Source organism: Halomonas sp. Ps84H-12 (genome assembly GCF_024124725.1).
GTDB lineage: Bacteria > Pseudomonadota > Gammaproteobacteria > Pseudomonadales > Halomonadaceae > Vreelandella > Vreelandella aquamarina.
The window spans coordinates 31,606-53,768 of sequence record NZ_JAMXSJ010000009.1 but is presented as its reverse complement, the minus strand read 5'-3'; the positions used below and the strand labels follow the sequence as shown (position 1 = coordinate 53,768).

At 55.6% G+C, this 22,163-nt stretch carries 20 protein-coding genes; 12 read left to right on the top strand and 8 right to left on the bottom strand.

The genetic code is table 11. The annotated features are described in order from the left end of the window. Nucleotides 1–3: 3 nt before the first annotated feature. Genes NH344_RS06645 through NH344_RS06635 form a run of 3 tightly spaced genes read left to right on the top strand, consistent with a single transcriptional unit; the run spans nucleotide 4 to nucleotide 4,433 of the window. A complete protein-coding gene (locus NH344_RS06645) occupies nucleotides 4–1,056 on the top strand; it encodes an AAA family ATPase (protein WP_044628627.1) in 1,053 nt (350 codons plus the stop codon). A 1-nt stretch (nucleotide 1,057) separates the two neighbouring features. Next, nucleotides 1,058–1,567: a hypothetical protein gene (locus NH344_RS06640; protein WP_044628626.1), complete on the top strand. Its 510-nt coding sequence runs from the start codon at nucleotides 1,058–1,060 to the stop codon at nucleotides 1,565–1,567. 4 nt (nucleotides 1,568–1,571) lie between these two features. Next, complete coding sequence (locus NH344_RS06635) at nucleotides 1,572–4,433, top strand: DUF499 domain-containing protein (protein WP_253027667.1); 2,862 nt, start codon at nucleotides 1,572–1,574, stop codon at nucleotides 4,431–4,433. Nucleotides 4,434–4,499: 66 nt separating this feature from the next. Here the strand turns inward: NH344_RS06635 and mobI are convergent, their stop codons facing one another. After that, a complete protein-coding gene (mobI, locus tag NH344_RS06630) occupies nucleotides 4,500–5,102 on the bottom strand; it encodes a conjugative transfer protein MobI(A/C) (RefSeq protein ID WP_052509918.1) in 603 nt (200 codons plus the stop codon). 739 nt (nucleotides 5,103–5,841) lie between these two features. Between mobI and NH344_RS06625 the strand changes: the two genes are divergently transcribed. Genes NH344_RS06625 through NH344_RS06615 form a run of 3 tightly spaced genes read left to right on the top strand, consistent with a single transcriptional unit; the run spans nucleotide 5,842 to nucleotide 8,016 of the window. After that, nucleotides 5,842–6,042 (top strand): helix-turn-helix domain-containing protein, encoded by a 201-nt coding sequence (locus tag NH344_RS06625; RefSeq protein ID WP_044628624.1) that lies wholly within the window; start codon nucleotides 5,842–5,844, stop codon nucleotides 6,040–6,042. A gap of 11 nt (nucleotides 6,043–6,053) precedes the next feature. Then, nucleotides 6,054–7,781, top strand: a complete 1,728-nt coding sequence (locus NH344_RS06620; RefSeq protein WP_044628623.1) for a DUF927 domain-containing protein — start codon at nucleotides 6,054–6,056, stop codon at nucleotides 7,779–7,781. Next, nucleotides 7,774–8,016: an AlpA family phage regulatory protein gene (locus NH344_RS06615; protein WP_058577355.1), complete on the top strand. Its 243-nt coding sequence runs from the start codon at nucleotides 7,774–7,776 to the stop codon at nucleotides 8,014–8,016. Before NH344_RS06620 ends, NH344_RS06615 begins: the two co-directional genes overlap by 8 nt. Before the next feature lie 11 nt (nucleotides 8,017–8,027). On the opposite strand, the gene NH344_RS18335 is transcribed toward NH344_RS06615, so the two are convergent. Next, nucleotides 8,028–9,269 carry a site-specific integrase gene (locus NH344_RS18335; protein ID WP_044628622.1) on the bottom strand — a complete coding sequence of 414 codons (1,242 nt, stop codon included), beginning with the start codon at nucleotides 9,267–9,269 and terminating at the stop codon, nucleotides 8,028–8,030. A gap of 185 nt (nucleotides 9,270–9,454) precedes the next feature. Beyond that, nucleotides 9,455–10,333 carry a YicC/YloC family endoribonuclease gene (locus tag NH344_RS06605; RefSeq protein WP_044628621.1) on the bottom strand — a complete coding sequence of 293 codons (879 nt, stop codon included), beginning with the start codon at nucleotides 10,331–10,333 and terminating at the stop codon, nucleotides 9,455–9,457. 119 nt (nucleotides 10,334–10,452) lie between these two features. On the opposite strand from NH344_RS06605, the gene rph reads away from it, so the two are divergent. Next, complete coding sequence (rph, locus tag NH344_RS06600) at nucleotides 10,453–11,190, top strand: ribonuclease PH (protein WP_058577354.1); 738 nt, start codon at nucleotides 10,453–10,455, stop codon at nucleotides 11,188–11,190. Between the two features lie 88 nt (nucleotides 11,191–11,278). On the opposite strand, the gene NH344_RS06595 is transcribed toward rph, so the two are convergent. Beyond that, nucleotides 11,279–12,046 carry an exodeoxyribonuclease III gene (locus NH344_RS06595; protein WP_044628619.1) on the bottom strand — a complete coding sequence of 256 codons (768 nt, stop codon included), beginning with the start codon at nucleotides 12,044–12,046 and terminating at the stop codon, nucleotides 11,279–11,281. Between the two features lie 141 nt (nucleotides 12,047–12,187). On the opposite strand from NH344_RS06595, the gene pyrE reads away from it, so the two are divergent. Beyond that, nucleotides 12,188–12,853, top strand: a complete 666-nt coding sequence (gene pyrE, locus NH344_RS06590) for an orotate phosphoribosyltransferase (protein ID WP_044628618.1) — start codon at nucleotides 12,188–12,190, stop codon at nucleotides 12,851–12,853. Nucleotides 12,854–12,862: 9 nt separating this feature from the next. On the opposite strand, the gene NH344_RS06585 is transcribed toward pyrE, so the two are convergent. After that, the gene (locus tag NH344_RS06585; RefSeq protein ID WP_044628617.1) at nucleotides 12,863–13,336 is read right to left on the bottom strand and encodes a tRNA (cytidine(34)-2'-O)-methyltransferase; all 474 of its coding nucleotides are present in this window, start codon (nucleotides 13,334–13,336) and stop codon (nucleotides 12,863–12,865) included. 108 nt (nucleotides 13,337–13,444) lie between these two features. On the opposite strand from NH344_RS06585, the gene rep reads away from it, so the two are divergent. Continuing rightward, on the top strand, nucleotides 13,445–15,514 hold the full coding sequence (rep, locus tag NH344_RS06580; RefSeq protein ID WP_044628616.1) for a DNA helicase Rep: 2,070 nt from the start codon (nucleotides 13,445–13,447) through the stop codon (nucleotides 15,512–15,514). A 120-nt stretch (nucleotides 15,515–15,634) separates the two neighbouring features. On the opposite strand, the gene NH344_RS06575 is transcribed toward rep, so the two are convergent. Continuing rightward, nucleotides 15,635–16,456 (bottom strand): c-type cytochrome, encoded by an 822-nt coding sequence (locus tag NH344_RS06575; protein ID WP_044628615.1) that lies wholly within the window; start codon nucleotides 16,454–16,456, stop codon nucleotides 15,635–15,637. Between the two features lie 255 nt (nucleotides 16,457–16,711). After that, nucleotides 16,712–17,599, bottom strand: coding sequence for a GNAT family N-acetyltransferase (locus NH344_RS06570; protein ID WP_213262514.1), 888 nt, complete (start codon nucleotides 17,597–17,599; stop codon nucleotides 16,712–16,714). 59 nt (nucleotides 17,600–17,658) lie between these two features. Between NH344_RS06570 and NH344_RS06565 the strand changes: the two genes are divergently transcribed. The 3 genes from NH344_RS06565 (at nucleotide 17,659) to NH344_RS06555 (ending at nucleotide 20,468) form a co-directional block, all read left to right on the top strand. Then, nucleotides 17,659–18,333 carry a response regulator transcription factor gene (locus NH344_RS06565; RefSeq protein WP_062375215.1) on the top strand — a complete coding sequence of 225 codons (675 nt, stop codon included), beginning with the start codon at nucleotides 17,659–17,661 and terminating at the stop codon, nucleotides 18,331–18,333. After that, a complete protein-coding gene (locus tag NH344_RS06560; protein ID WP_213262513.1) occupies nucleotides 18,330–19,730 on the top strand; it encodes an ATP-binding protein in 1,401 nt (466 codons plus the stop codon). The genes NH344_RS06565 and NH344_RS06560 overlap by 4 nt, the downstream gene beginning before the upstream one ends. A 120-nt stretch (nucleotides 19,731–19,850) precedes the next feature. Continuing rightward, nucleotides 19,851–20,468 (top strand): CBS domain-containing protein, encoded by a 618-nt coding sequence (locus NH344_RS06555; RefSeq protein ID WP_172515144.1) that lies wholly within the window; start codon nucleotides 19,851–19,853, stop codon nucleotides 20,466–20,468. 136 nt (nucleotides 20,469–20,604) lie between these two features. Here the strand turns inward: NH344_RS06555 and nhaD are convergent, their stop codons facing one another. Continuing rightward, the gene (gene nhaD / locus NH344_RS06550) at nucleotides 20,605–22,071 is read right to left on the bottom strand and encodes a sodium:proton antiporter NhaD (protein WP_213262512.1); all 1,467 of its coding nucleotides are present in this window, start codon (nucleotides 22,069–22,071) and stop codon (nucleotides 20,605–20,607) included. Between the last annotated feature and the right edge of the window lie 92 nt (nucleotides 22,072–22,163).

Sequence of the window (22,163 nt, the reverse complement as noted above, 5' to 3'; positions counted from 1 at the left end):
CTTATGCTGAACAAACTTACTTTAAACGGTTTTACCGTATTTACTGATACCGAGCTGAGATTCGCCTCTGGTTTAAACGTGGTGATTGGTGAAAATGGCTGCGGTAAGTCCCATTTGCTCAAGGCAGCCTACTCGGTCATCGCCAATAGTGCGGAGGAGGGGAAAAAGCCCACCGCCGGTGAACCGACCAAAGTGGCGCTGCAAAAGTCCATTGCCGATAAATTGGTCCATGTCATGCGGCCAGAGTCACTCGGGCGTCTTGCCAGTCGGATTCAGGGGCGGAAGCGATGTGAATTATCTTTTCAGTTCAACGACGCCAACTTGAACTGCGCGTTGAGCTTCGCAACGTCGAGCAAATCAGAGGTTCAGGTCGATAAGCTGCCCAAAAAGTGGCATGAAAAAGCACCCGTTTTTTTGCCTACCCGAGAGCTGCTGACAATCTTTCCAAACTTCATATCCGTTTACGAAAATCATTATCTGGAGTTTGAAGAAACCTACCGGGATACATGCTTGTTACTGGGGGCGCTCGCCTTGCGAGGACCCAGAGAAAAACAGGCCGCCGAATTGCTGAAACCACTGGAAGAAGCGATGGGCGGCAAGGTGGTGCTCGATAAGAATGGCCGTTTTTATCTTCAGCTGCCGGGTAAAGGGAATATGGAGATGCCTCTGGTGGCAGAGGGTCTGCGTAAGCTTGCAATGATCGCCCGCCTGATCAGTACGGGTTCACTATTAGATAAGGGCTATTTGTTCTGGGATGAACCCGAAACGAACCTGAACCCCAAGTTGATTAAGCTCGTTGCACGTGTGATCTATCACCTCTGCCAGCAAGGTATTCAGGTCTTTATCGCAACTCACTCTCTGTTCCTACTCAGGGAGCTGGAGGTACTTTCTCAGAGCAGTGAATTCAAAAAGATCAAGCATCGCTTCTTCGCTCTGAGGCCCGAACCGAACGGCGTTGAAGTGGAGCAAGGTGATCGAGTAGATGATCTGAATACACTTGTTCTCCTAGATGAAGAGCTGTCCCAGTCTGACCGCTTTATGGAGGTAAACCCCTGACATGAGACAGTTCCACGAGGGCCGTTTAACATTTACCTTTCCAGACCCACTTGAGGCAGCCCAATACGACAGTTGGGCATTCTATCGAAACCAGTTCAACAGTGCTTTCGGCGGCACCAAGGCAATCGACTTTATTTGTATTGACAACGATAAGACCTGGTTAATTGAGGTGAAAGACTACAGAGCCAACCGGCGAACCAAAGCCATCGATCTGGCCGATGAAGTCGCGCTAAAAGTCAGGGACACACTTGCAGGACTTGCCGCAGCAAAGTCCAATGCAAATAACCAAAGCGAGCGGGCTTGTGCCCGAAAGGCTCTCAAGAAAAACCGGTTGAGGGTCGTATTGCATCTTGAGCAACCGAGGAAGCCCAGCAAACTATTCCCTCAAGCAGTTGACCCTTCAAAGCTGATTATGAAACTAAAGCAGGTTTTGAAGGCGGTCGACCCGCATCCGGTCATCGTCGACCAGACATGTTTGAAGCCTGATATGCACTGGCAGGTCACAGGATAATACTATGAGTTTGAAACCATGGCGAGAGATCGCCCGCCCACATAAAGACGTTCTGGAAGGCTCTTTCAAGCAATCCGAATTTGCCGCTGACATATCTCAGGTGGCCGGCGGAACCGCGCCTGATGAGTATCAGAACGCCGAGAAGTTTTTCTCACGAACCTATATAACTGAGGGGATGCGCCTTTTGCTGATCTCCGTGGCCCAGCGTCTGGCAGGTCATGGTGGTGATCCAGTCATTCAGCTTCAAACGGCATTCGGTGGCGGTAAAACACATACCATGCTGGCCGTATTCCACCTGGCCAGCCGTGAAGTCAGCACCGACAAACTGATGGGCATTCCCCCAGTGCTGGATGAAGCGGGTATCAGCGAGTTACCCCGAGCGCGTATGGCGGTGATTGATGGTATTCGCCTGTCGCCCAGTCAGGCTCGGACCTACGGCTCTATAACCGTCAATACCCTATGGGGCGAGCTGGCCTGGCAGTTGCTTGGCGAAGAAGGCTTTTCCCTGGTCGCCGACAGTGATGCGGACGGTACATCGCCGGGCAAGGAAGTGCTGAAAGAACTGTTAAGCCGCGCCGCGCCCTGCGTAATCCTGATTGATGAGCTGGTGGCGTTTACCCGGCAACTGGAGTTGGGCAAGCAATATAAAGCGGGTACTTTTGACAGTAACATCAGTTTTATTCAGGGGCTAACGGAAGCGCTAAAGGCCGTACCTAATGCGATTCTTCTTGCCTCATTGCCAGAATCTGAGCTGGAGGTGGGCGGCACCATGGGCCAGCGCGCTCTGGAATCGCTGGAGACATATTTTGCCCGTGTAGAGTCTGTGTGGAAGCCCGTGGGCTCCCGTGAGGCTTTCGAAATTGTGCGCCGCCGCCTGTTCGAAAGCTCCGGTGAACGTGCCGAGGTCGAAGGTATCAGTCGACAATTTTCAGACTTCTACCGGCAGCACGCGGATAAGTTCCCCGTGGAGACCCAATCCAACGAATACTTTGAGCGACTATGCTCTTCCTACCCGATTCACCCTGAGGTATTCGATAGACTTTACGAAGACTGGTCCACTCTGGACAAATTCCAGCGAACCCGTGGTGTACTTCAGTACATGGCCATTGTGATTCATCGCCTTTGGAACTCCGACAATCGGGACGCGCTTATCATGCCCGGTTCGTTGCCGCTGGAAGACACCAATGTGCGCAACAAGAGCATTCACTATCTGCCCCAAGGGTGGGAGCCGGTTATTGAAAAAGAAGTGGATGGCCCTCGCTCTATCCCCGCCGACATTGATGGCCACCACACTTTGTTCGGCGGAGTCCAGGCTGCCCGGCGTACTGCACGTAGTATCTTTCTAGGCAGCGCCCCTTCCAGCCAGGAACAGATGATACGCGGCATTCAGGCCGAGCGAATTTTATTGGGCACTGTGCAACCGGGACAAACTATCGGTGTGTTTGAAGATGTACTCAAACGGCTTCGGGATCGTTTGCACTATCTGTACGCCGAACAGGATCGCTATTGGCTGGATACCAAGCCCAACCTGCGACGGGAAATGGAAAGCCGCAAACAGAATATCAGTGAGCGCGATGACCTGACTCCCATGCTGAAAGAGCGCGTGAATCGGTCGTTTGGTAAAAATCACCACTTCGGTGGCATTCATGTGTTCACGCCGTCCGTGGATGTGCCCGATGATTACGGTTCTGGTCCTCGTCTGGTGGTACTGCCCACTCAGGCTGGTTACAGTCGCACTGAGACTAACCAGGCCTTTGGCGAGGCAGAAAAGATTCTGCGCAACCGTGGCGAGCAACCGCGCCAGAAACAAAATCGTCTGATCTTCCTGGCACCGGATTTTGATGTCGTCAGCCGCTTGAAGGAGCAAGGCAGAATTTTCCTGGCCTGGCGTTCAATCGTGGCAGATATCGAAAGCGGCACGCTCAATCAGGATCTGTCGCATCTGAACCAGGCCAAGCGTAATCGTGACGGAGCAGAACAATCGCTTACCCAGCTCATCCGGGAAACCTGGAAATGGCTTCTGGCACCCGTTGAGGATTTTGTGAAGGGGCGCCCCGAGTTGAACTGGGAAGTGGTGTCTATTCCGCCGACAGCTCCGAATCTCATTCAGAACATTGAGGATAAACTGCGTGAAGAAGAATGGCTGGTCTACGAATGGTCGCCGATTCACCTGCGCAAAGTGCTCAATGACTGGTACCTGAAGGGTGGTGTGACAGAAGTCAGTGCGCTGAAAGTCTGGCAAGACAGTTGTCACTATCTCTACCTGCCCCGGTTGGTCAACGACCAAGTGTTTCGCAACGCCATCAGCCAGGGTGTAGAAACTGAGGATTATTTTGCGTACGCCTCCGGAAAGGAAGGAGACCGCTACCTTGGTTTCAGCTTCGGGCGAGGATCCATTGCTCCACTGGACGATTCATCGCTGCTGATAGAACGTGAGGCGGCAGCCGCCTATGCTGAGAAGCAGCGTCAGGCACAGCAACCCCAACCTCAGCCCGGAGTAGACATGGGCAGCCCTACGGGCGTTACTGGAGGAATCGGCGGCACACAAGGCGGTGGCGGCTCTCCGGTCAATACTCCACCCGGGGTTATCGACGATACCGGTGGTGCCGGAAACAGTGGTTCCGGAGTGGTAAAAACACACTTTTATGGAACCGCATCACTGGATCCAGTAAAGGCTAAAATGGACTTTGCCACCATCATGGATGAAGTGGTTCAGCAGTTCACAGCGCAACTGGGTGTTGAGGTGACAATCTCGGTCGAAATCGAGGCCAAAAAGAAGGACGGTTTCGACGAGTCATTGCAGCGAACCATTAAGGAAAACTGCAATGTGCTGAGGTTCAGTTCTTCAGAGTTCGAAGAGGACTGATTGGGCTTCTCGTACACGTAAAGGCCGTAACTCAAGCTTGGTTGCGGCCTTCGTATCTTTCTGTCCCTACTTTTTCCCGGTGCCCTCAGTTTTGGCTGCCCTGGCGAGAGGGGCCAGTATTTCCTCCAGATAGGCTTCCAGCTCGGCCAGTAAGCAGACACTCGATTTCAGCGTTCTCCTGAGTTGCGTCAGATTAGCATTAAGCCTGCGGATCAGTTCGAAACCATCTTCTATATCTGCAATAACTGGATTTTCCCAGTCTTGCGCACGCGCGAATGCAGACTTGAAATACCGGTACTGACCCTCTTTAGAAATATGTTCGCTGTAAACGGCGTGTCCGGTTCCGCCTTCTTTTGGCACGAATGAATTGTAATACCAGGACAGTTCCAGTTTTCTTCCCCTCAGCCTGACACGGCATCCATGATGGCCAGGGTAACCCTCCGTCTGATCGGTTCGGTGAGCAATATTGTGCTCCCAATATACATCACAGATACGTTGGGCTAAGTATCGATATCTGGCCTGTTCAATGTCAATCAAGTCCATAAGCGTTTGCAAAAATGCTTTAGATTGCTCAGTCGCTGCCTGGGTGCCCCGTGTGTGATCAACCCCTTCTAGTCGACTTGCATGACACCAGTGGTCGACTACCTGCTGCTTGTTCATTCGCGTCATTCACTTACTCCTCTCGCTCTGAATGCACGAATGATGCTAACCGGATTTGATCATTACGGTGGCCCGTGCTTTTGCCCTTTTTGGGCGCAACGGCGAACTTGGGATGAAAAAGTCACAAAATGCCAAGGGACTTTCCAGTTCCTTTCCACATAACTATCTGATTTGGGACTTCTGCGCTGTGCTCCCATCCCCAAAGGCATAAGTGGCATGGGCTAAAAGCGTGGATCGCCGTTATTTATTTGGGACCTACCGCCCCATTTGCTGGGAAGACTCAGGTATGCAACGGCTTGATGTAACCGGACTGACTGTCGTCGCTACAACAATTCCCGGTACCTCCTCGGGGCACTCACAAAGGGCTTGGAAGAGACCTTTTGGAGCCCCTGTGTGATACGGGCATGCCCCGTAAAATAACAGGGCCTCGAAAAGGCTCTTTAAGAGGCTGTTTTGATCACGTCAAGCATTGACTTTCACATGTGAAAGTCAATGAGCATTACCGAGTCACAAAATGATGCCGTGATGGTGGCGGGCAACAGCGATTGCTTACATTTTCGCCAGATTTTGCCCGTAAACCGATGGGATTCACATGGAAATCGCCCAAATAACAAAAAATAATATTTAAATTCAGCTGGTTATAAATTTTTCTCTTTGCGCCCAAAATGGCCAATTCCGCGGTTCTAGTGTGAATTCAGGACTATTCATAATCACTCCTGTCCGTTAAACAACGAACCAGGAGTGGATTATGCAACGACAGTATTTCAACGAAACGAATGAACGTTTGCTCACCTATGAAGAGGTTTGTGCCGTCACCCAGCTTTCGCAATCCACGCTTCGAAGGTACGTGAAAGCAGGTCGTTTCCCTGCCCCCATAAAGCCAAGCCCGCAAGGAAGAGCCGTCAGGTTCCGGATTCAGGATGTTCGTGACTGGCTGGACCGGTTGTGACGGAGGGACGAATGAAATTTCAACTGAGAGACTCCGGGCTTTACTGCTATAGCTCTGAAGAATGGCAGAGAGTTGGCGGGTGGATTGAGGTTATTGCCAGAACCCGACTTGTAGACAAGAGGCGCGGTCATGGTGCGCTACTCCAGTGGAAGAATATGGATGGCGTCATGCTTCAAGAAGTTGTCTATGCCCGAATTCTTAATGGGGAAAACTCACGTCAGGTGAGAGAGTTGTTGGTGGATACCGGATACCCTCTGGAACCAACGAATACAAGTTGGTCTAGGTTGCAACGATACCTCCTGGAGGAAATGGCGAAGGCACAGCCTGCAACAACAGTTGATAGAGCTGGGTGGCATGGGTCGATATTTGCGACCAGCGGCTGGACAATCGGGGAGGCAGATGAAAAACATCACTTCGTTGGGCAGCTAGCGGCCTCGCCCGTTCTTCAGGAAAGTGGGACACTTGAAGAGTGGCAAGCCAACGTCGGAAGGCTATGCCGGGGTAACCCTCTTGCGATTTTCAGTGTTGGAGTTGCCTTGGCTGCCCCCCTACTCAAACACGCAGAAATCGAGAATGGTGCCAAGCACATCGTTGGTAACTCCAGCGGTGGCAAGTCGACGCTTCTTCAAATAGCAGCCAGCATCTATAGCTCTCCAAGCTTTGTGCGGAGTTGGGCCTCCACTTCAAATGGCCTATCTGCTGCTTCAGCGGAACACAACGACATACTACTCGCCCTTGACGAAATCGGCCTGGCACGGCCTGAGGACGTGGATACAGCGATCTATCAGATTGTAAATGGCACAAGTAAATTGAGGGCGACCATCACGGGCGAGCTCGCTGGACAAGCCTGTTGGCGCACTCTCGTGCTCAGTACAGGCGAAATTTGGCTGTCTGAGGTTTTTCAAAGGCTGGGAAAGGAGGTGAAAGCAGGGCAAGAGACACGTCTCGTCGAAATACCGGTTTTCGGTCGTTACGGAGCATTTGACGAGCTCCACGAATTCTGCAGCGCTCAGGAGCTGGTTGACGCCCTGAAAAGTGCGACACGGCACTATTACGGCACACTGTTTCGCGCATGGATAGAATGTTTAACAGAGCGGGGGGATGAGCTCTCGATATACGCAAAGGGGGAGGTAAAGAGGCTAACCGATCAATGGACCACACCCTTGATGGCATCGCAAGTTGTCCGAGTGATGCGGCGGTTCGCGTTAATCTCTACGGCCCTTGGATTGGCCTGTAGAAACTATTTGCTGCCCTGGACCGAGGAAGAATCTGAACAAGCAGTGCATCAAGTGGCCGACGCCTGGATAAAGTCGAGAGGACACATATTCAACAAGGAAGAGTACCGGATCCTGTTGAAGCTCAATGAATATATGAGGTCGCGGAGACATAGCTTCGCCCCAATCGAGAAGGGCAGAGCGGAGCCACCCTACGAGGGATTCAAGAGAATGGTGGATGGTGAAAAGCAGCTACTTGTTAGGAAAGCCAACTTCTTGCAGTTTTTCGGGCTTCCTACTCGGTATATGCGTGAAATCGAATTCCTGATCCAGAAAGACCTGTTGGAAACTAATGAAAGGAGCCGGGGCACCCTGAGAGTCAAAGTAAATGGCAGATTTGAAAGGTTTTTCGCCTTATGGCCGGATCGCATCAGGAGCTATCTGAATTCCTTATCAGATCTTGATGGGCTATCCCAGTTTCCCACTCTTCCCAGTGAAAATTCGGAGGTAACGGAGAATGAGTGACAAAACTTTCAGTCCGCCTTCGGAGGAGCTGCGCACTAAGCTGCTGGCTCGTTCTGGACAGTGTGAGCGGCTGGTCCGGGAGTCAGACCGTCGAGCGATTACAGGTGTCAGCCGGACTCAGTGGTGGACCTTGGAACGAAAGCGAGCGGCTCCGGCACGGCTCAAGCTGGGCTGCAACTCGGTGGCGTGGCGGCTATCGGATCTGTTGGCCTGGATCGAGCAGCAAGGGGCTTGATCTGGCCCCTTTTACTCTCCAGAACTGACCTCCCCTCTCACGATGGGCGCTAGCCATTCGCAGAGCGCCTCGTGGGCCTCTCTTCGTTCTTCAAAGTACGCATGCTTGTTATAGACCCGGTCCGTCCGGTTGCCGGGTAGCTGATTCAGGCAGCGCTGAGCCAGATTATCATCAAAACCGAGCTTGCCTAGCTTCGTCCGGGCCGTGCCACGCAGATCGTGGACGCGGCGCTTGTCGAATGAGAAGAGTTTTTTCTCAAAGAGCTTCTTGAGCGCATGGTTCAGCGTGTTTTCACACACATGCGGAGTCCGTGCCTTTTTACTGATCCTGCGAGCTGGAAACACCCAATCACTCCCACAGGAGCGTACTTTCAGTTCATTCAACCATTCCACGGCGGGTTCCGCCAACGGGATATCGATGGCCCTTCTCTTTTTGGTCCTTTCCTCGGGCAGGTACCAGATACGGCTCTCCAGATCGAATTCCGACCAAGGCGCTGCCAGAAGCTCCATTTTTCTCGTACAGGTCGCAATCAACAAAGCACAGGCCAGGTAGTTTTCACGGCTGAACTGCGCCGGAATCACCCGGAGCTTGTTGAAGAACTCGATAACCTCGGGTTCCGTCATTGGGTAGTTGGCGGCCTTCTCCTCCCCGCCGGCGTCCCGGGGGCGGAATGGCGAGGCTGGATTGAACCTGGTGACGTCCAATTTGATGCCATGATCAAACAGGTTTCTCAGCAGGCGCATCAAATCATTTGATAGGGTTGGGCGGGGCTTATTGTCGTCATAGCCAGTGGCCACGTCCCGCAGGATTTCACTGATATCCACTGGTCGGATCTTTTCAAGTTCCACCTTTCCGATGCGCCAGGCGACCTCACGCTCGTACAGGCTCTTCTCTTTATGGTGGGACGCGATTTCTCGTTTGCGAAGCTCGTAGTAGTCCGCGTACAGGTCATTTAGCGTTTTGAAGGGGTTTTGGTTGACCTTCTGCCGCTCCTGAACCGGGTCAGCACCCTCACGCTTGATCGCCAACCTCAGCTTCGCCGCCTCATCACGGGCGTCGGCCAATGACCAGTCGTCCACCTTGCCGATGGTGTATTCGCGCCGGAGCTTGGTAGCTGGGGTGGTATAGCGCAGCATCCAGTAGGCATCGCCGCGCTTCGGGGTCATGAGGTAGAGGCCATTGCCGTCGGCATGTCGCACGGATGGATTCTCTTTGATCAGTTTCTTGACGGTCTTGTCGTGTAGCTTGCCCACTTTCCTGCCTTAAAAAAATTGGGGAGTACAATCTCGCTGATACAATATAGCGAGAAAATACTCCCCAATCTACTACCCATCACTACCCAAACTTGGCAGAACTTACATGAACGCGGTGACTGTAAAAATTACATAACCATTTGATTTTTAAAGAACTAAAGAACAACGATAAACACCCAAGAACATCACTCTATGTTTTGAATCTGCTCCCGCATCTGCTCGATCAACACCTTCAGCTCCACCGCGCAGCGGGTCGTCTCTGCTACCACCGATTTTGACGAGAGCGTATTGGCTTCCCGGTTAAGCTCCTGCATCAGGAAATCCAGGCGGCGGCCTTTGGGGCCTTTTTGGGCGAGCTGGTGGCGCACTTCTTCAATGTGCGCGGTCAGGCGGTCGAGTTCTTCATCCACATCGGCTTTTTGGGCGACCAGTACCAGCTCGGCTTCCAGGCGTTGGGGATCGAGTTCGGTTTTGGCGACTTCTAAGCGCTCTAGCAGCTGGGCGCGTTGGCGTTCCAGAATCTGCGGCAGCAGGCTGCGTACGGTGGCTACTTGCTCGCTGACGGCGTCCAGGCGAGTGGTGATCATCTCGGCCAGTTTTTCGCCTTCCCGGGCACGGGCGTCGATCAGTTCATCCAGCGCTTGGTTAAAGAGCGCGTTGGCGGCGGCTTTGATGGCGTCTTGGTCGAGGTGCTGGGTTTCCATCACGCCGGGCTGGTTGAGCAGCGCCAGCGTAGTGGGCGGCACGGCGCTGGGCACCTGCTGCTGAATGGCGGCCAGGGCGTCGGCAATCTCTTTTAGGCGCTGGGCGTTCACGGCCGGTGCTTGGGCGGTGTCGGCGCTCTCGAAGCGTACGCTGCACTCAACCTTACCTCGGGCCAGGCGCGTGCGTAGCGCTTCGCGCAGCACAGGTTCTAAATCTCGCAGGCTTTCATGAAGGCGAAAGTGCGGCTCTAGGTAGCGCTGGTTCACTGAGCGAATCTCGACCTGCAGGGTGCCAAACGGGGCGGCCTGCTCGGTGCGGGCGAAGGCGGTCATGCTGTGTACGCGGCGGGAAGCGGCCATAAGTCGATGCATCCTTTACATCAATGTGATTCCGAACAGTCTAACCGATAGGCCCATCCGCGCACGCTCAGACGTGTACAATAGAGGGCTTTTCCACTTTTAAGATGATGTGAGGTGCTATGCGTCCTGATGTTGTTCGCCCCAGCGGTCGCGAGGCCGACCAGCTCCGTGAGATTCGCTTGACCCGTGATTACACCCGCCATGCGGAAGGCTCCGTGCTGGTGGAGTTTGGCGATACCAAGGTGCTGTGTAACGCGAGCGTGGAAGCGGGCGTGCCGCGCTGGCTGCGCGGTAAAAATCAGGGCTGGATTACTGCCGAATACGGCATGCTGCCCCGCGCGACTCATACCCGCAGCGGCCGCGAAGCGACCCGTGGCAAACAGGGTGGCCGCACGCTGGAGATTCAGCGCCTGATTGGCCGCAGCCTGCGTGCGGCGGTGAATTTGAAGAAGCTGGGCGAGTTCACCATCACCGTGGATTGCGATGTGATTCAGGCCGATGGCGGCACGCGCACGGCAGCCATTACCGGCGGCTGCGTGGCGCTGGTGGATGCGCTCCGCTACCTACAGCGAGAAAAGAAGATCAAAGGCGACCCCTTCAAGCAGCTGGTCAGCGCGATCTCAGTCGGCATCTACAAAGGCGTGCCGGTGCTGGACCTGGATTACCCCGAAGATAGCAAAGCCGACACCGACCTGAACGTGGTGATGACCGAAAGCGGCGAGCTGATTGAAGTACAGGGCACGGCGGAAGCGGGCGCGTTTAACCGTAAAGAGCTGAACGCGATGCTGGATTTGGCCGAGAAAGCCGGTGATGAATTGCGTGAGAAGCAGCGTGAAGCGCTGGGGATTCGCGGTTAAAGGAGCCCAGCATGACTCGGGCCCTGAAACCCAACAGGCCAGCGGTAAGCTGGCCTGTTGGCGGTGCGACGCGGGAAGTAGCTAACGCTTAAAGCGTTAGATCATACTCAACGATCAGCGGTGCGAACTCTGAGAAGGTCGCATCGTAATCAATCCACGCGTCCACCACGTGACGACGGAAGTTGGGGCCGACCAGTTGGTAGTCGATCCGCCAGCCTTCTTGACGATCACGGGGCACGTCTTGGTCAAGTTTTGGCCACCAGGTGTACTCGCCTGCATCGCGATTAATTTCGCGGAAGGTGTCGATAAAGCCTGTTGGGCCAAGCACCTGATCCATCCAGGCACGCTCTTCCGGGCGGAAACCCGAGGTGAGCTGGTTGTCCGACCAGTTGGCCAAATCGATGGTTTTGTGGGCAATGTGCCAGGTACCGCAGATGATGTATTCGCGGCGTTTGCGCGACATCTTCGTCAGGTACTCCTGGTACTGCTCCATAAACGCCTGTTTGGCTTTTTGGTCGCTGCCATCAGGCATCAGGAAGGTGGCAATACTGAAGCGGTCGTAATCCGCCTGCAGAAAGCGCCCTTCGTGGTCGCACTGAGGGAACCCCAGGCCGTACATGATGGCTTTGGGGATTTTGCGGCAATAGAGTGCCACACCGGAGAAACCATCCTCCTCAGCATCCAGGAAGTAGCCTTCGTAGCCTTCCGGATAGAGGATGTGGTCACCCAGTTCGAAACTTTTCGCCTTGATGTTCTGCACGCAGACCACGTCGGCATCCTGCTGAGCCAGCCAGTCCAGGAAGCCACGGTCGACGGCATCACGTATACCATTGACATTGATGCTGGCAATTTTCATAAATCGTCCCTTTTGCGTCGCTGCTGTATGATACCCGACGTTTAGACGTTTGGGTAAAGGCAGCGAGTAAAACTTGCCATTTACCCTACTTTTATTGTTGCTTTCGTGCCGATTGAAACCTACCGCTTAGTGAGGAATGCCGTGGCCACCACTCTACAACCCTACCAGCGCGATTTCATTGCTTTTGCCATTGAACAGGGCGTACTTAAGTTTGGCGAGTTTACGCTAAAATCTGGCCGCGTTAGCCCCTACTTTTTTAATGCTGGGCTGTTTCAAACCGGTCGGGCGCTGGCCAAGTTAGGCCGCTTTTACGCTCAAGCGATTGTCGATAGCGGCCTGCAGGCGGATGTACTGTTTGGCCCCGCCTATAAGGGCATTCCCTTGGCGGCGGTCACCGCGGCGGCCCTAGCCGACCACCACGACCGGGATATGCCTTATGCGTTCAATCGTAAAGAAGCCAAAACCCACGGCGAGGGCGGCAACATCGTGGGTGCCCCGCTTTCTGGCGATATTTTGATCATTGATGATGTGATCACCGCAGGCACCGCAATCCGTGAGGTGATGGGCCTGATTGAGCAAAGCGGCGCTCGCGCAGGCGGCGTTATTATTGCGCTTGACCGTCAAGAGCGCGGCCAGGGCGAACAGAGCGCTATTCAGGAAGTACAGGCCCAGTACGGCATGCCAGTGGTCAGTATCGTTACCTTAGAGCAAGTGCTGACGTATCTAGAAGAGCACGCGGGCGGCGAAATGCTGGCTTACGCCGAGGCCGTTCGCGCTTATCGCGACCGCTACGGCATCGCTGGCTAGTCTTGCCTGTTACTCGCTGCCTAATGCGCCAGCATAGCCTTGCTGGCGCCACGCTTCATAGCTCACCACGGCGACCGCGTTGGAAAGATTCAAACTACGGTTATTGGGCTGCATGGGGATGCGCAGTTTCTGCTCAGCCGGCAGCATAGCGTGCACCTCCGGGGAGAGCCCGGCGGTTTCTGAGCCGAACAGCAGCACGTCTCCCGGCGCAAAAGCCGCGTCGCTGTGGGCACGGGTGCCTTTGGTGGTAATCGCCCAGATAGTACGCCCCTGCATGGCGGTGTAAAACGCCGTAAAATCCGCATGGCGCGTCACGTTGGCAAGGTCGCGGTAGTCTAGCCCAGCGCGACGTAGCTTTTTCTCTTCGAGATCAAAGCCCAGCGGCTCGATCAAATGGAGACGGCAGCCGTTGTTCGCCACTAGGCGCATAATGTTGCCCGTATTGGGAGCCATGCGCGGCTCGAATAGCGCTACTTCAAACATCACCACCTGCCTATGAGTTACCTGCTGTATTAGCCTGCTGCGCCTTCGTCAGCGCTGCTGATTGTAATAGAAATTGCCCCGAAACACTTGTAGAGGTCACCCTTCGCCATGACGCCCCAACCGCCAAAGAGCATTCTTAGCCGTATCAAAGGGCTCAACCCACGCCAGCAAGAAGCGGTGCGCTATATCGATGGCCCCTGCCTGGTACTGGCGGGCGCGGGGTCGGGCAAAACCAGCGTGATCACCACCAAGATTGCCTACCTCGTGCAAGAGTGCGGCATGAGCGCCCGCCGGATCGCCGCGGTGACCTTTACCAACAAGGCCGCCCGGGAGATGAAAGAGCGGGTGGGCCAGATGCTGAAGGGCAAAGAGGGCCACGGGCTAACGGTTTCGACGTTTCACAACCTGGGGCTCAACATCATTCGCGGCGAGCTAAAGACCTTGGGCTACAAGCCGGGGTTTTCGCTGTTCGACCCGGAAGACGCCAAGGCGCTGCTGCGGGACTTGATGAATAAAGACGCTCAGGTCGATGCCGAGCAGATCAACGCCGTTCAGGCCAAGATTTCCCAGTGGAAGAACGACCTGGTGCTGCCCGGGGATGCGCTTTCGTTTGCTGCCGATGACGACGAGCATTTCGCGGCACGGGTGTACGAAGCCTACGTTCGCCACCTGAAAGCCTACAACGCGGTGGATTTCGACGACCTGATTCTGCTGCCCGTAGTGCTCTTGCAGCGTGACCCGGAAGCGCTGGCCCGCTGGCGGCGCAAAATCCACTACATGCTGGTGGATGAGTACCAGGACACCAACGTTTCCCAGTACCTGCTGGTGAAGCTGCTGATGGCCGAACGCGCCACCTTTACCGTGGTCGGCGACGACGACCAGTCGATTTACGCCTGGCGGGGAGCTCGGCCGGAAAACCTGGTCACCCTGGGGGAGGATTTCCCGCGCTTGAAGGTCATCAAGCTGGAGCAGAATTACCGCTCTACCGGCACGATACTGCGCGCCGCCAACACGCTGATTGCCAATAACCCCCACGTCTACGACAAAACCCTGTGGTCGGAGATGGGCGACGGCGCGCCGATTCGCGTGGTGGTGAACCGCCATGAGGAGGCCGAAGCCGAGCGAGTGGCCAGCGAGATGCTCACTCGGCGCATCAAGGAAAAAGCCGAGTGGCGCGATTTTGCGGTGCTTTACCGAGGCAACTTTCAGGCGCGGCTGCTGGAGCTGAAGCTGCAGCACTACCAGATTCCGTACAAGCTCTCCGGCGGCACGTCGTTTTTCTCGCGTAACGAGATCAAGGACGCCATGGCGTACCTGCGGCTTTTGATCAACCCCGCCGATGACAACGCCTTTTTGCGCATCGTCAACGTGCCCCGGCGTGAAATTGGCCCCGGTACGCTGGAAAAGCTCGCCAACTACGCCACCGAGCGCTCCATTTCGCTGTTTTCCGCCTGCCACGAGCTGGGCCTGGAACAAACGCTGCCCACCCGCGCCGTGGAGCGGCTGTCGCGCTTTACGCACTTCATCGATGGCGTGCGCAAACGGATGGACCAGGGCGATGCCATTGCCGCGATACGCGACATGCTGAGAGATATGGATTACGAGGCGTGGCTGTACCAGAACGCCAGCGCCCCGACCATTGCCGAGCGCCGCATGGCCAACGTATGGATATTGATTGATCAGTTGGAGAAGTCGCTGAACCGCGACCCGGAAGACGCAGATGACTCTACCGCAACAGAAACCGACGGCGTAGAAGCGGCCATTTCACGCTTAGTGCTGCGGGATATTTTGGAGCAACAGGCCGAAGAGGATGACTCTGACCGGGTGCAGCTGCTCACCATGCACGCCTCGAAAGGGCTAGAGTTCCCCCACGTTTACTTGATGGGCCTGGAGGAGGATCTGCTGCCCCACCGTAACGCCATCGAGATGGGTACCGTGGAAGAAGAACGGCGTTTAGCCTACGTGGGCATTACCCGCGCCCGACGCACGCTAACGCTGACCCTGGCGCGCCAGCGCAAGGCCTATGGCGAGCTGATGGACTGCCAACCCAGCCGCTTTTTGGATGAGCTGCCCGCGGATGATTTGGAGTGGGAGGGCCGCGCTGATAAAGAGGACCCGGAGAAAAAGCAGGCACGCGGCAAGGATGCCATTGCTGGGCTGCGCTCGCTGCTGGGATAAGCGTGCTGAGCAAGCGCTATGTATCGCGCAAAAAAATATCCACAGAGGGTTTGGAGCACCCACCTGTGGATATTTTATAACGCCTGGCCTCCCCACCCCATGAGAGCGGGCTGCTAACGCTTACTGTACTTGTGAGACCATGTAATCAACCACGGCCATAATCTCTTCATCGGAAGCGCTGCTACCACCACGCGGCGGCATCACGCCTTTACCGTTGAAGACGCTTTGGTAGAGTGCATCGGTACCCTGCTCAATACGCGGGCCCCAAGCTTCAGCGTCGCCAATCTTCGGTGCACCCGCCACGCCAGCGGCGTGACACGCCACACAGCCCACACTGGCGTAAAGCGCTTCACCGTCTAAACCGCTGCCACCGCTGGAAGCGTCTTCTTCACTGGCGACTGCTTCATCTTCGCTGGCCACAGCATCTGCCGTCGCCATCTCGTCGCTACTACTCTCGTCAGTTGCTTCGGCAGCCGCGCCTTCATCACCGCCACCTAGCTCAGGAACTTCCATGACAGGCTCGACCATATACGCTGTCACCGCTTCCATTTCTTCGTCTGACAAGTTGGGGTTGCCGCCACGGGCAGGCATTGCGCCAATACCATTAATGGCGTGGTCTAGCAGCGTGGCAAAACCTTGCTCAGTACGCTCAGCCCAGGCCGCTTCGTCACCGCGCACCGGTGCTCCAGCGGCACCCGTTTCGTGGCACGCCATACAGACGTTGTTGTAAATACCGGCACCGTCAATTTCACCACCACCGCCACTGCTGGCCGCGGCCGGAGCTGCCGCCGTACCACAGTCTTGGCCTTGAAGGCAGAGTTGTCCTACCGGCGCTAGGCGCTCAGCGATTGCGTCACGCGCTGCATCTTGGGCATAAGCACCGGATGTGCCTGCCATGACGCCGAGGGCCGCCAGCCCGCTCATGATCAGCTTAGATTTCACTCTCACCACCTCTTAAGTTTTATTTAATAAAAGCTTAGTGCTTCAAAATTAGTGCTTATGCTTGATACCTAGCGCTTGGAGACGCCGCACTTGCCCCTGATGCAGCAATACCACTATCTACTTTGGCAACCCAGACGCCAAGACATACGTATGGAGTTAGTATACCGAGAACATAAAGGGTAAGAAAATGCTACTAAGCGCGGCAATTCAACCCACGGTAATGGCGCTCATTCGTTGCGACCGCTGAAAACGACTTCAATACCACCCTAACAGGCGCTCGCGCCCCCGTAGTTCGAAGCCTGTGTGGTCATATACACGCCGTGCGGGTGTGTTTTGCGCATCGACCGTTAAGCTCAGGCTCTGCGCCCCAGCCTCGGCGGCCAACGTTTGCGCATGGCCGATGATGGCTCTCCCCAGCCCTTGGCCCCGCCATTCGGGCACCAGCCCCATCAGTTGCAGGCTCCAGTGTGAGGAAGAGGTGCCCAGTAACAATACCCCCACCTCTCGCTGCTGGTACGTCAACCCAAACCAATGCGATGGTTGAGACGACCCCGCCTGAGCCTGGAACCCCGCCAGCAAAGTCGTCACGGGCAGTGCATCGCGCAGCGCTGGGCAATCCAACGACGCTTCCCCCACCCGCGCCAACAGCGCATGCTGTTCAGCCAGAGGAAACATCGTAAACGGACGTAACCCCAGCGATGGCTGGGGAGCAACGGAAGTTCGGCATGTCCATACCCGATGCTCCAGCGTGGCCATGGCCCGCATTCCGCCATGAACCAGCGTTCTTTCCCATGCGTCCCACGGCGCGGGTAGCACCACATGGCACAACGCGATGGGTTCGCGCCTTATCCACTCTCGTAGGGCGTTTAACAAGGGCAGCGCGGCATCGACGTGCCTGGGCAACCATAGCTGCGCCGTTTGGCTCGACAGCGGCTGCACCCAAGCAGCCGCGAGAATATGCTCGCCCGCCATGGCCACCCATAGGCCTCGCCAATCGGCCGAGCGGGCCGTGGTCAGGGCGTGCTGCAAATCCGCCTGCTGGGTAGAGTTATGAACGGCTGCCAAATGCAGCAGCGCCTCGCGCCGACGGTGGTCGGAGCAGGGCCGAACGACAAGGTGGCTGAGTGGCGAACGACGTGTCATGTTAGATAACCGGGTAATATGAAAAAGCCCCTATGAGTCAAGGAGGGTCCCCCTACGTTATGCGCCTGTTATTAGTAGAAGACGACCCCAGCTTAGCATCGGGAATTCGCATCGCCCTAAAACCCGAACACTATACGGTGGATCATCTTACCGATGGAGAGAGTGCGCTCAACGCACTCCAAAGCGAACCCTTTGATGCCGTCATACTCGATCTCGGTTTACCCAACGTGGATGGTATAGAGGTATTACGGACGATTAGACGTCACGGCAATCACGTGCCCATTTTAGTACTCACTGCCCGTGATGCCGTGGATCATCGCATTGAAGGACTCGATTCAGGCGCCGATGACTATCTCACCAAGCCATTTGAGGTGGATGAACTCAAGGCACGTTTACGCGCCCTGCTACGTCGTAGCCAAGGCCACACGAATGACGTGTTGAGATTTCGCGGCATTAGCTTGGATCCTCAATCATTGATCGTGACCTATCAACACCAGACGGTTCCCCTGTCACGTCGTGAACTCGCGTTGCTTCAAGAGTTTATGAGTCATCCAGGACGTGTTTTCACCCGCGATACGCTCACTCGATTGATTTATGGGTGGGAAGAGGAGGTAGAGAGCAACGCCATTGAAGTTCATATCCATCATTTAAGGCGCAAGCTATTTCCCGATGTGGTGCGAACGGTACGAGGGATTGGTTATGTCATGGATAAACCCGAGCTGGTAGCTCCATGACCTCCATTCGCCGTCGCACGTTAGGCCTCGTCCTACTCGTCTTTGGCATTAGCATGCTGATCATTGGCTATATCAGCTATCGCTATGCCGCTCGCGAAATCGAGGCGTTGCATGATAGGAGCTTGGCGCAAAATGCCGTGTTGCTAGAGGGACTACTTCAAGCCCCTTTGCCCGAATACGAACAGTCATTGCTGATTAGTAGCCTAGAAAAAGCCCTATCGGCCCCCCACCAACGTGTTACCTCTGCGACAGCTGACACCCTGCGTGAACTCGCCTTTCAATTGTGGGAAGAGGATCGTCTGCTACTACGCTCTGCCAGCGGACCGAGCACGCCGCTGGCTCAGCAACCGGCTGGCTACTCGACGATCACGGTGGACGAGTACGAGTGGCGCGTGTACGTCCTGGATATTCCCAACAGCCCCAAACGCGTGGTGGTCAGCGAGCGCGAGGACGTGCGCGGCGAGCTGATCAGCGCCGTGGCGCTTCGCACGCTGCTGCCAGACCTGATCGGCTTACCTTTCTTAACGCTGCTGCTATGGTGGTCCATCGGCTGGGGGCTGGCGCCCCTTTCCCGCATGGCGGAACAGATCCGTAATCGCGACCCACATAACCTACAGCCGCTAACACTCTATCCGCTGCCCCAGGAGCTAGGCACTATTGCCGGGGCGTTGAACCGGCTCTTAGAGCGGCTGCGCCAGCTGCGTGTGCGCGAGAAACGCTTCATTGCCGATGCCGCCCACGAGCTGCGTACCCCACTGGCGGTGCTGGATCTTCACGCCCAGAATGCGTTAGCGGCCGATAACGCCGAAGATCGTGAAGCGTCGCTGCACTACTTGCGTAGCGGTGTCGCTCGCTCGACGCGTCTAGTGTCCCAGTTACTCACCCTAGCGCGCCTAGACCCCGAAGAGGAACCGTTGCCTGAACTGCGCCATGCCAACGTGCTGCTGGAAACCCGAGAAACCCTGGCCAAGCTTTCGCCACTGGCGGCAGAGCGCCAACAACAGCTGCTGCTCAATGCCGATGATCAAGCCGACTGGACGATGGAAGAGGAGCCTGGTGCCATCGAAACACTCATACAGAATTTGGTCGGCAATGCCATGCAACACTCCCCGGCTCAGAGCATCGTGACGGTGACCCTCGAAGCCGCTTCCCAGGGCATTACGATCATGGTCGATGACCAAGGGCCAGGCATACCGGTTCACGAGCGCAGTCAGGTAGTAGAACGTTTTCAGCGCGCAGGCCCAGGGGCGGGAGCAGGGCTAGGGTTATCCATCGTCGAGCGCCTAGTAAAGCGCCATGAAGGCTTGCTACGACTCGAAGATGCTCCCGGTAATGGCCTACGCATCAGGGCAGTATTAGCGAGAGATGCGCTGACTCAGCGCCAGGCAAAAAAATGAGAAAAAATGTAACACAAGGGATGTCTTAAGATTGTGATAAGAATTCCGTGCAAATGTGAAGGTACAAAGCAGGCGCGTGGTGAATGACCTGCTTCTTCACAACCACGGAGGTACCCCTCGATGAACCAAACACTGCATTCTCATAAGCCGCTTGTTCAATTCGGTGCTACCCCGCTACTCACCACTCCGGCACCCAAGCAGCTCACCCCGGACAGCCCGGCAATGACCGTACTGACCGATTTTACCCAGGTCATGCCGCAGTCTATTGCCGGAGACACTCCGATTGATGACGCCCACCTTAAAATGCGTCACGGCGGTGTTCGTCTGCTGTTTGTCATGGACAAGCAGGCTCACTGCATTGGCGTGCTCACCGCCAAAGAGGTGATTGGCACTCGGCGCATCAACTTGGCGATGCAGCAGCGCAATCTTGAGCGTTCGGAAGTCACCGCCGCGATGATCATGACGCCCTGGGAAAAACTCAGCGCCATGCCGCTGGAGCAGCTGGCATCGCTCACCATCGAAGACCTCGTGTTATCAATGGAAAGCTTTACCGAGCAGCATCTGTTGATTACCGAGCGCAAGCCAAACCAGGAGCTCAGCGTAAGAGGCATCATTTCTGCCACTGATATCCAGTCGGCCATGGGTAGTCGTTTGAATACCCAACCACCCACGACGGTGGTTCCCATGGCACGCAGCTTCGCCGATATCTGCCAAGTCATTACCGGCCACGACTTATAAGCCACCAAGGCGCGTAGTCTTAAATGCCACGCCGCCTGTCGACATATAAGCTCCTAACGAAACGCCCTTATCCAACGATAAGGGGCGTTTTTATTGGCCTGCCTAACCAAGCGGCTAGGCAGGATAGCCAACCGCCTTAGAAAAGACTGGCGTTGATCAGCAGGTGTGTCACGATACTGGCTACGTAACCTAACAAAATAGCGGGCACCCAGCGCAAATGCACCGCAAACGTGTAGATACCACGGGCTTGCCCCATCAGCGCTACCCCGGCAGCCGATCCCATGGAGAGCAGGCTGCCCCCCACACCGGCTGTCAGAGTGATCAGCAGCCAGTTGCCTTCCGACATATCCGGCGCCATGGAGAGCACGGCGAACATCACTGGAATGTTATCCACCACCGCTGAGATCAGCCCCAGCACCACGTTGGCCCACACCGGGTCCCAGCCGCCGTAAAGCGTTTCCGAAAGCAGGCTGAGATAGCCCATGAACCCCAGGCCACCCACACACATCACCACCCCGTAGAAGAACAGCAGCGTGTCCCACTCGGAGCGGGCGATACGGCTGAAGATATCGAACGGCACCACGCTGCCTAGCTGCTCCAGCTTTTTCCAATCTCCGCGGCGGGAGTAACGCTCACGTTTGCGCTCCAGCGAACGGGGCAAACTGCGACGCAGGTAATAGCCAAAGAATTGCAGCAGGCCTAGACCAAACATCATGCCCATAGCGGGCGGCAGGTACAGAATCGAGTGGCACAGCACCGAGATCGCCACGGTGATCAAGAACAGTACGATGATGCGCCGAGCGCCCCGCTTCAACCATACGTTCTCGGTGAGCGCAGCGGGCTGACGATTGACGATGAAAAAGTTCATGATCACCGCAGGCACCATGAAATTCACGATGGCAGGTACCAACAGTGCAAAGAAGCCTTCGAAAGGCACCTGACCGGCTTGCCACACCATCAGTGTGGTGATATCGCCAAACGGGCTGAACGCACCACCGGCGTTGGAGGCCACCACCACGTTGACACAGCAGAGGCTGATAAACTTGTTATCCCCCTCGGCGACCTTTAGCACCACCGCACACATCAGCATGGCAGTCGTCATGTTGTTGGCGATGGACGAAATACCGAACGCCAAACAGCCGGTAATCCAGAATAGGCTCCGGTAGCTAAACCCCTTGCGCACCAGCCACGCACGCAGTGCATCGAACACACGACGCTCTTCCATGGCGTTGATGTACGTCATCGCCACCAGGAGGAACAGCAGCAGCTCGGTATACTCGAGCAGCGTCTCTTTGAAGGCGCTCTCTGCCTCATGGGGCATACCTGCTTGTACGTAGACCCACGCGACCATGGCCCAGATCAGGCCAGCAGCCACCAGAACCGGTTTGGATTTACGCATGTGGATGATTTCTTCACTCATGACCAGGGCATAGGCCAGAATGAAAATGGTCACGGAGGCAATACCGGCAAGTGAGGTGGTGAGATCGAGGGGGCCAGCAGCAGCAAAAGCAAGAGAAGGAAAAGCGAAGAGGCAGAGTGCGGTCAACAACCAAGCAACGCGGCAAGCGGGATGCCGAGTTGCAAGGACGTTAGGTGGTTTCATAGCAGCGTGATCCTGGCAGGGTTAGAGAATACCGCCACGATAATAAGCACACTAACTATGTGCTGCAACGCAGCGATGGCGCATAAGATGCG

Coding starts and splice junctions, on each gene's coding strand:
- NH344_RS06635 (WP_253027667.1), top strand. CDS start 1,572: ATGAGTTTGAAACCATGGCGAGAGATCGCCCGCCCACATAAAGACGTT.
- NH344_RS06640 (WP_044628626.1), top strand. CDS start 1,058: ATGAGACAGTTCCACGAGGGCCGTTTAACATTTACCTTTCCAGACCCA.
- rph (WP_058577354.1), top strand. CDS start 10,453: ATGCGTCCTGATGTTGTTCGCCCCAGCGGTCGCGAGGCCGACCAGCTC.
- NH344_RS06565 (WP_062375215.1), top strand. CDS start 17,659: ATGCGCCTGTTATTAGTAGAAGACGACCCCAGCTTAGCATCGGGAATT.
- NH344_RS06645 (WP_044628627.1), top strand. CDS start 4: ATGCTGAACAAACTTACTTTAAACGGTTTTACCGTATTTACTGATACC.
- NH344_RS06615 (WP_058577355.1), top strand. CDS start 7,774: ATGAGTGACAAAACTTTCAGTCCGCCTTCGGAGGAGCTGCGCACTAAG.
- NH344_RS06620 (WP_044628623.1), top strand. CDS start 6,054: ATGAAATTTCAACTGAGAGACTCCGGGCTTTACTGCTATAGCTCTGAA.
- rep (WP_044628616.1), top strand. CDS start 13,445: ATGACGCCCCAACCGCCAAAGAGCATTCTTAGCCGTATCAAAGGGCTC.
- nhaD (WP_213262512.1), bottom strand. CDS start 22,071: ATGAAACCACCTAACGTCCTTGCAACTCGGCATCCCGCTTGCCGCGTT.
- mobI (WP_052509918.1), bottom strand. CDS start 5,102: ATGACGCGAATGAACAAGCAGCAGGTAGTCGACCACTGGTGTCATGCA.
- NH344_RS06595 (WP_044628619.1), bottom strand. CDS start 12,046: ATGAAAATTGCCAGCATCAATGTCAATGGTATACGTGATGCCGTCGAC.
- NH344_RS06560 (WP_213262513.1), top strand. CDS start 18,330: ATGACCTCCATTCGCCGTCGCACGTTAGGCCTCGTCCTACTCGTCTTT.
- NH344_RS06605 (WP_044628621.1), bottom strand. CDS start 10,333: ATGGCCGCTTCCCGCCGCGTACACAGCATGACCGCCTTCGCCCGCACC.
- NH344_RS06585 (WP_044628617.1), bottom strand. CDS start 13,336: ATGTTTGAAGTAGCGCTATTCGAGCCGCGCATGGCTCCCAATACGGGC.
- NH344_RS06570 (WP_213262514.1), bottom strand. CDS start 17,599: ATGACACGTCGTTCGCCACTCAGCCACCTTGTCGTTCGGCCCTGCTCC.
- NH344_RS06625 (WP_044628624.1), top strand. CDS start 5,842: ATGCAACGACAGTATTTCAACGAAACGAATGAACGTTTGCTCACCTAT.
- NH344_RS06555 (WP_172515144.1), top strand. CDS start 19,851: ATGAACCAAACACTGCATTCTCATAAGCCGCTTGTTCAATTCGGTGCT.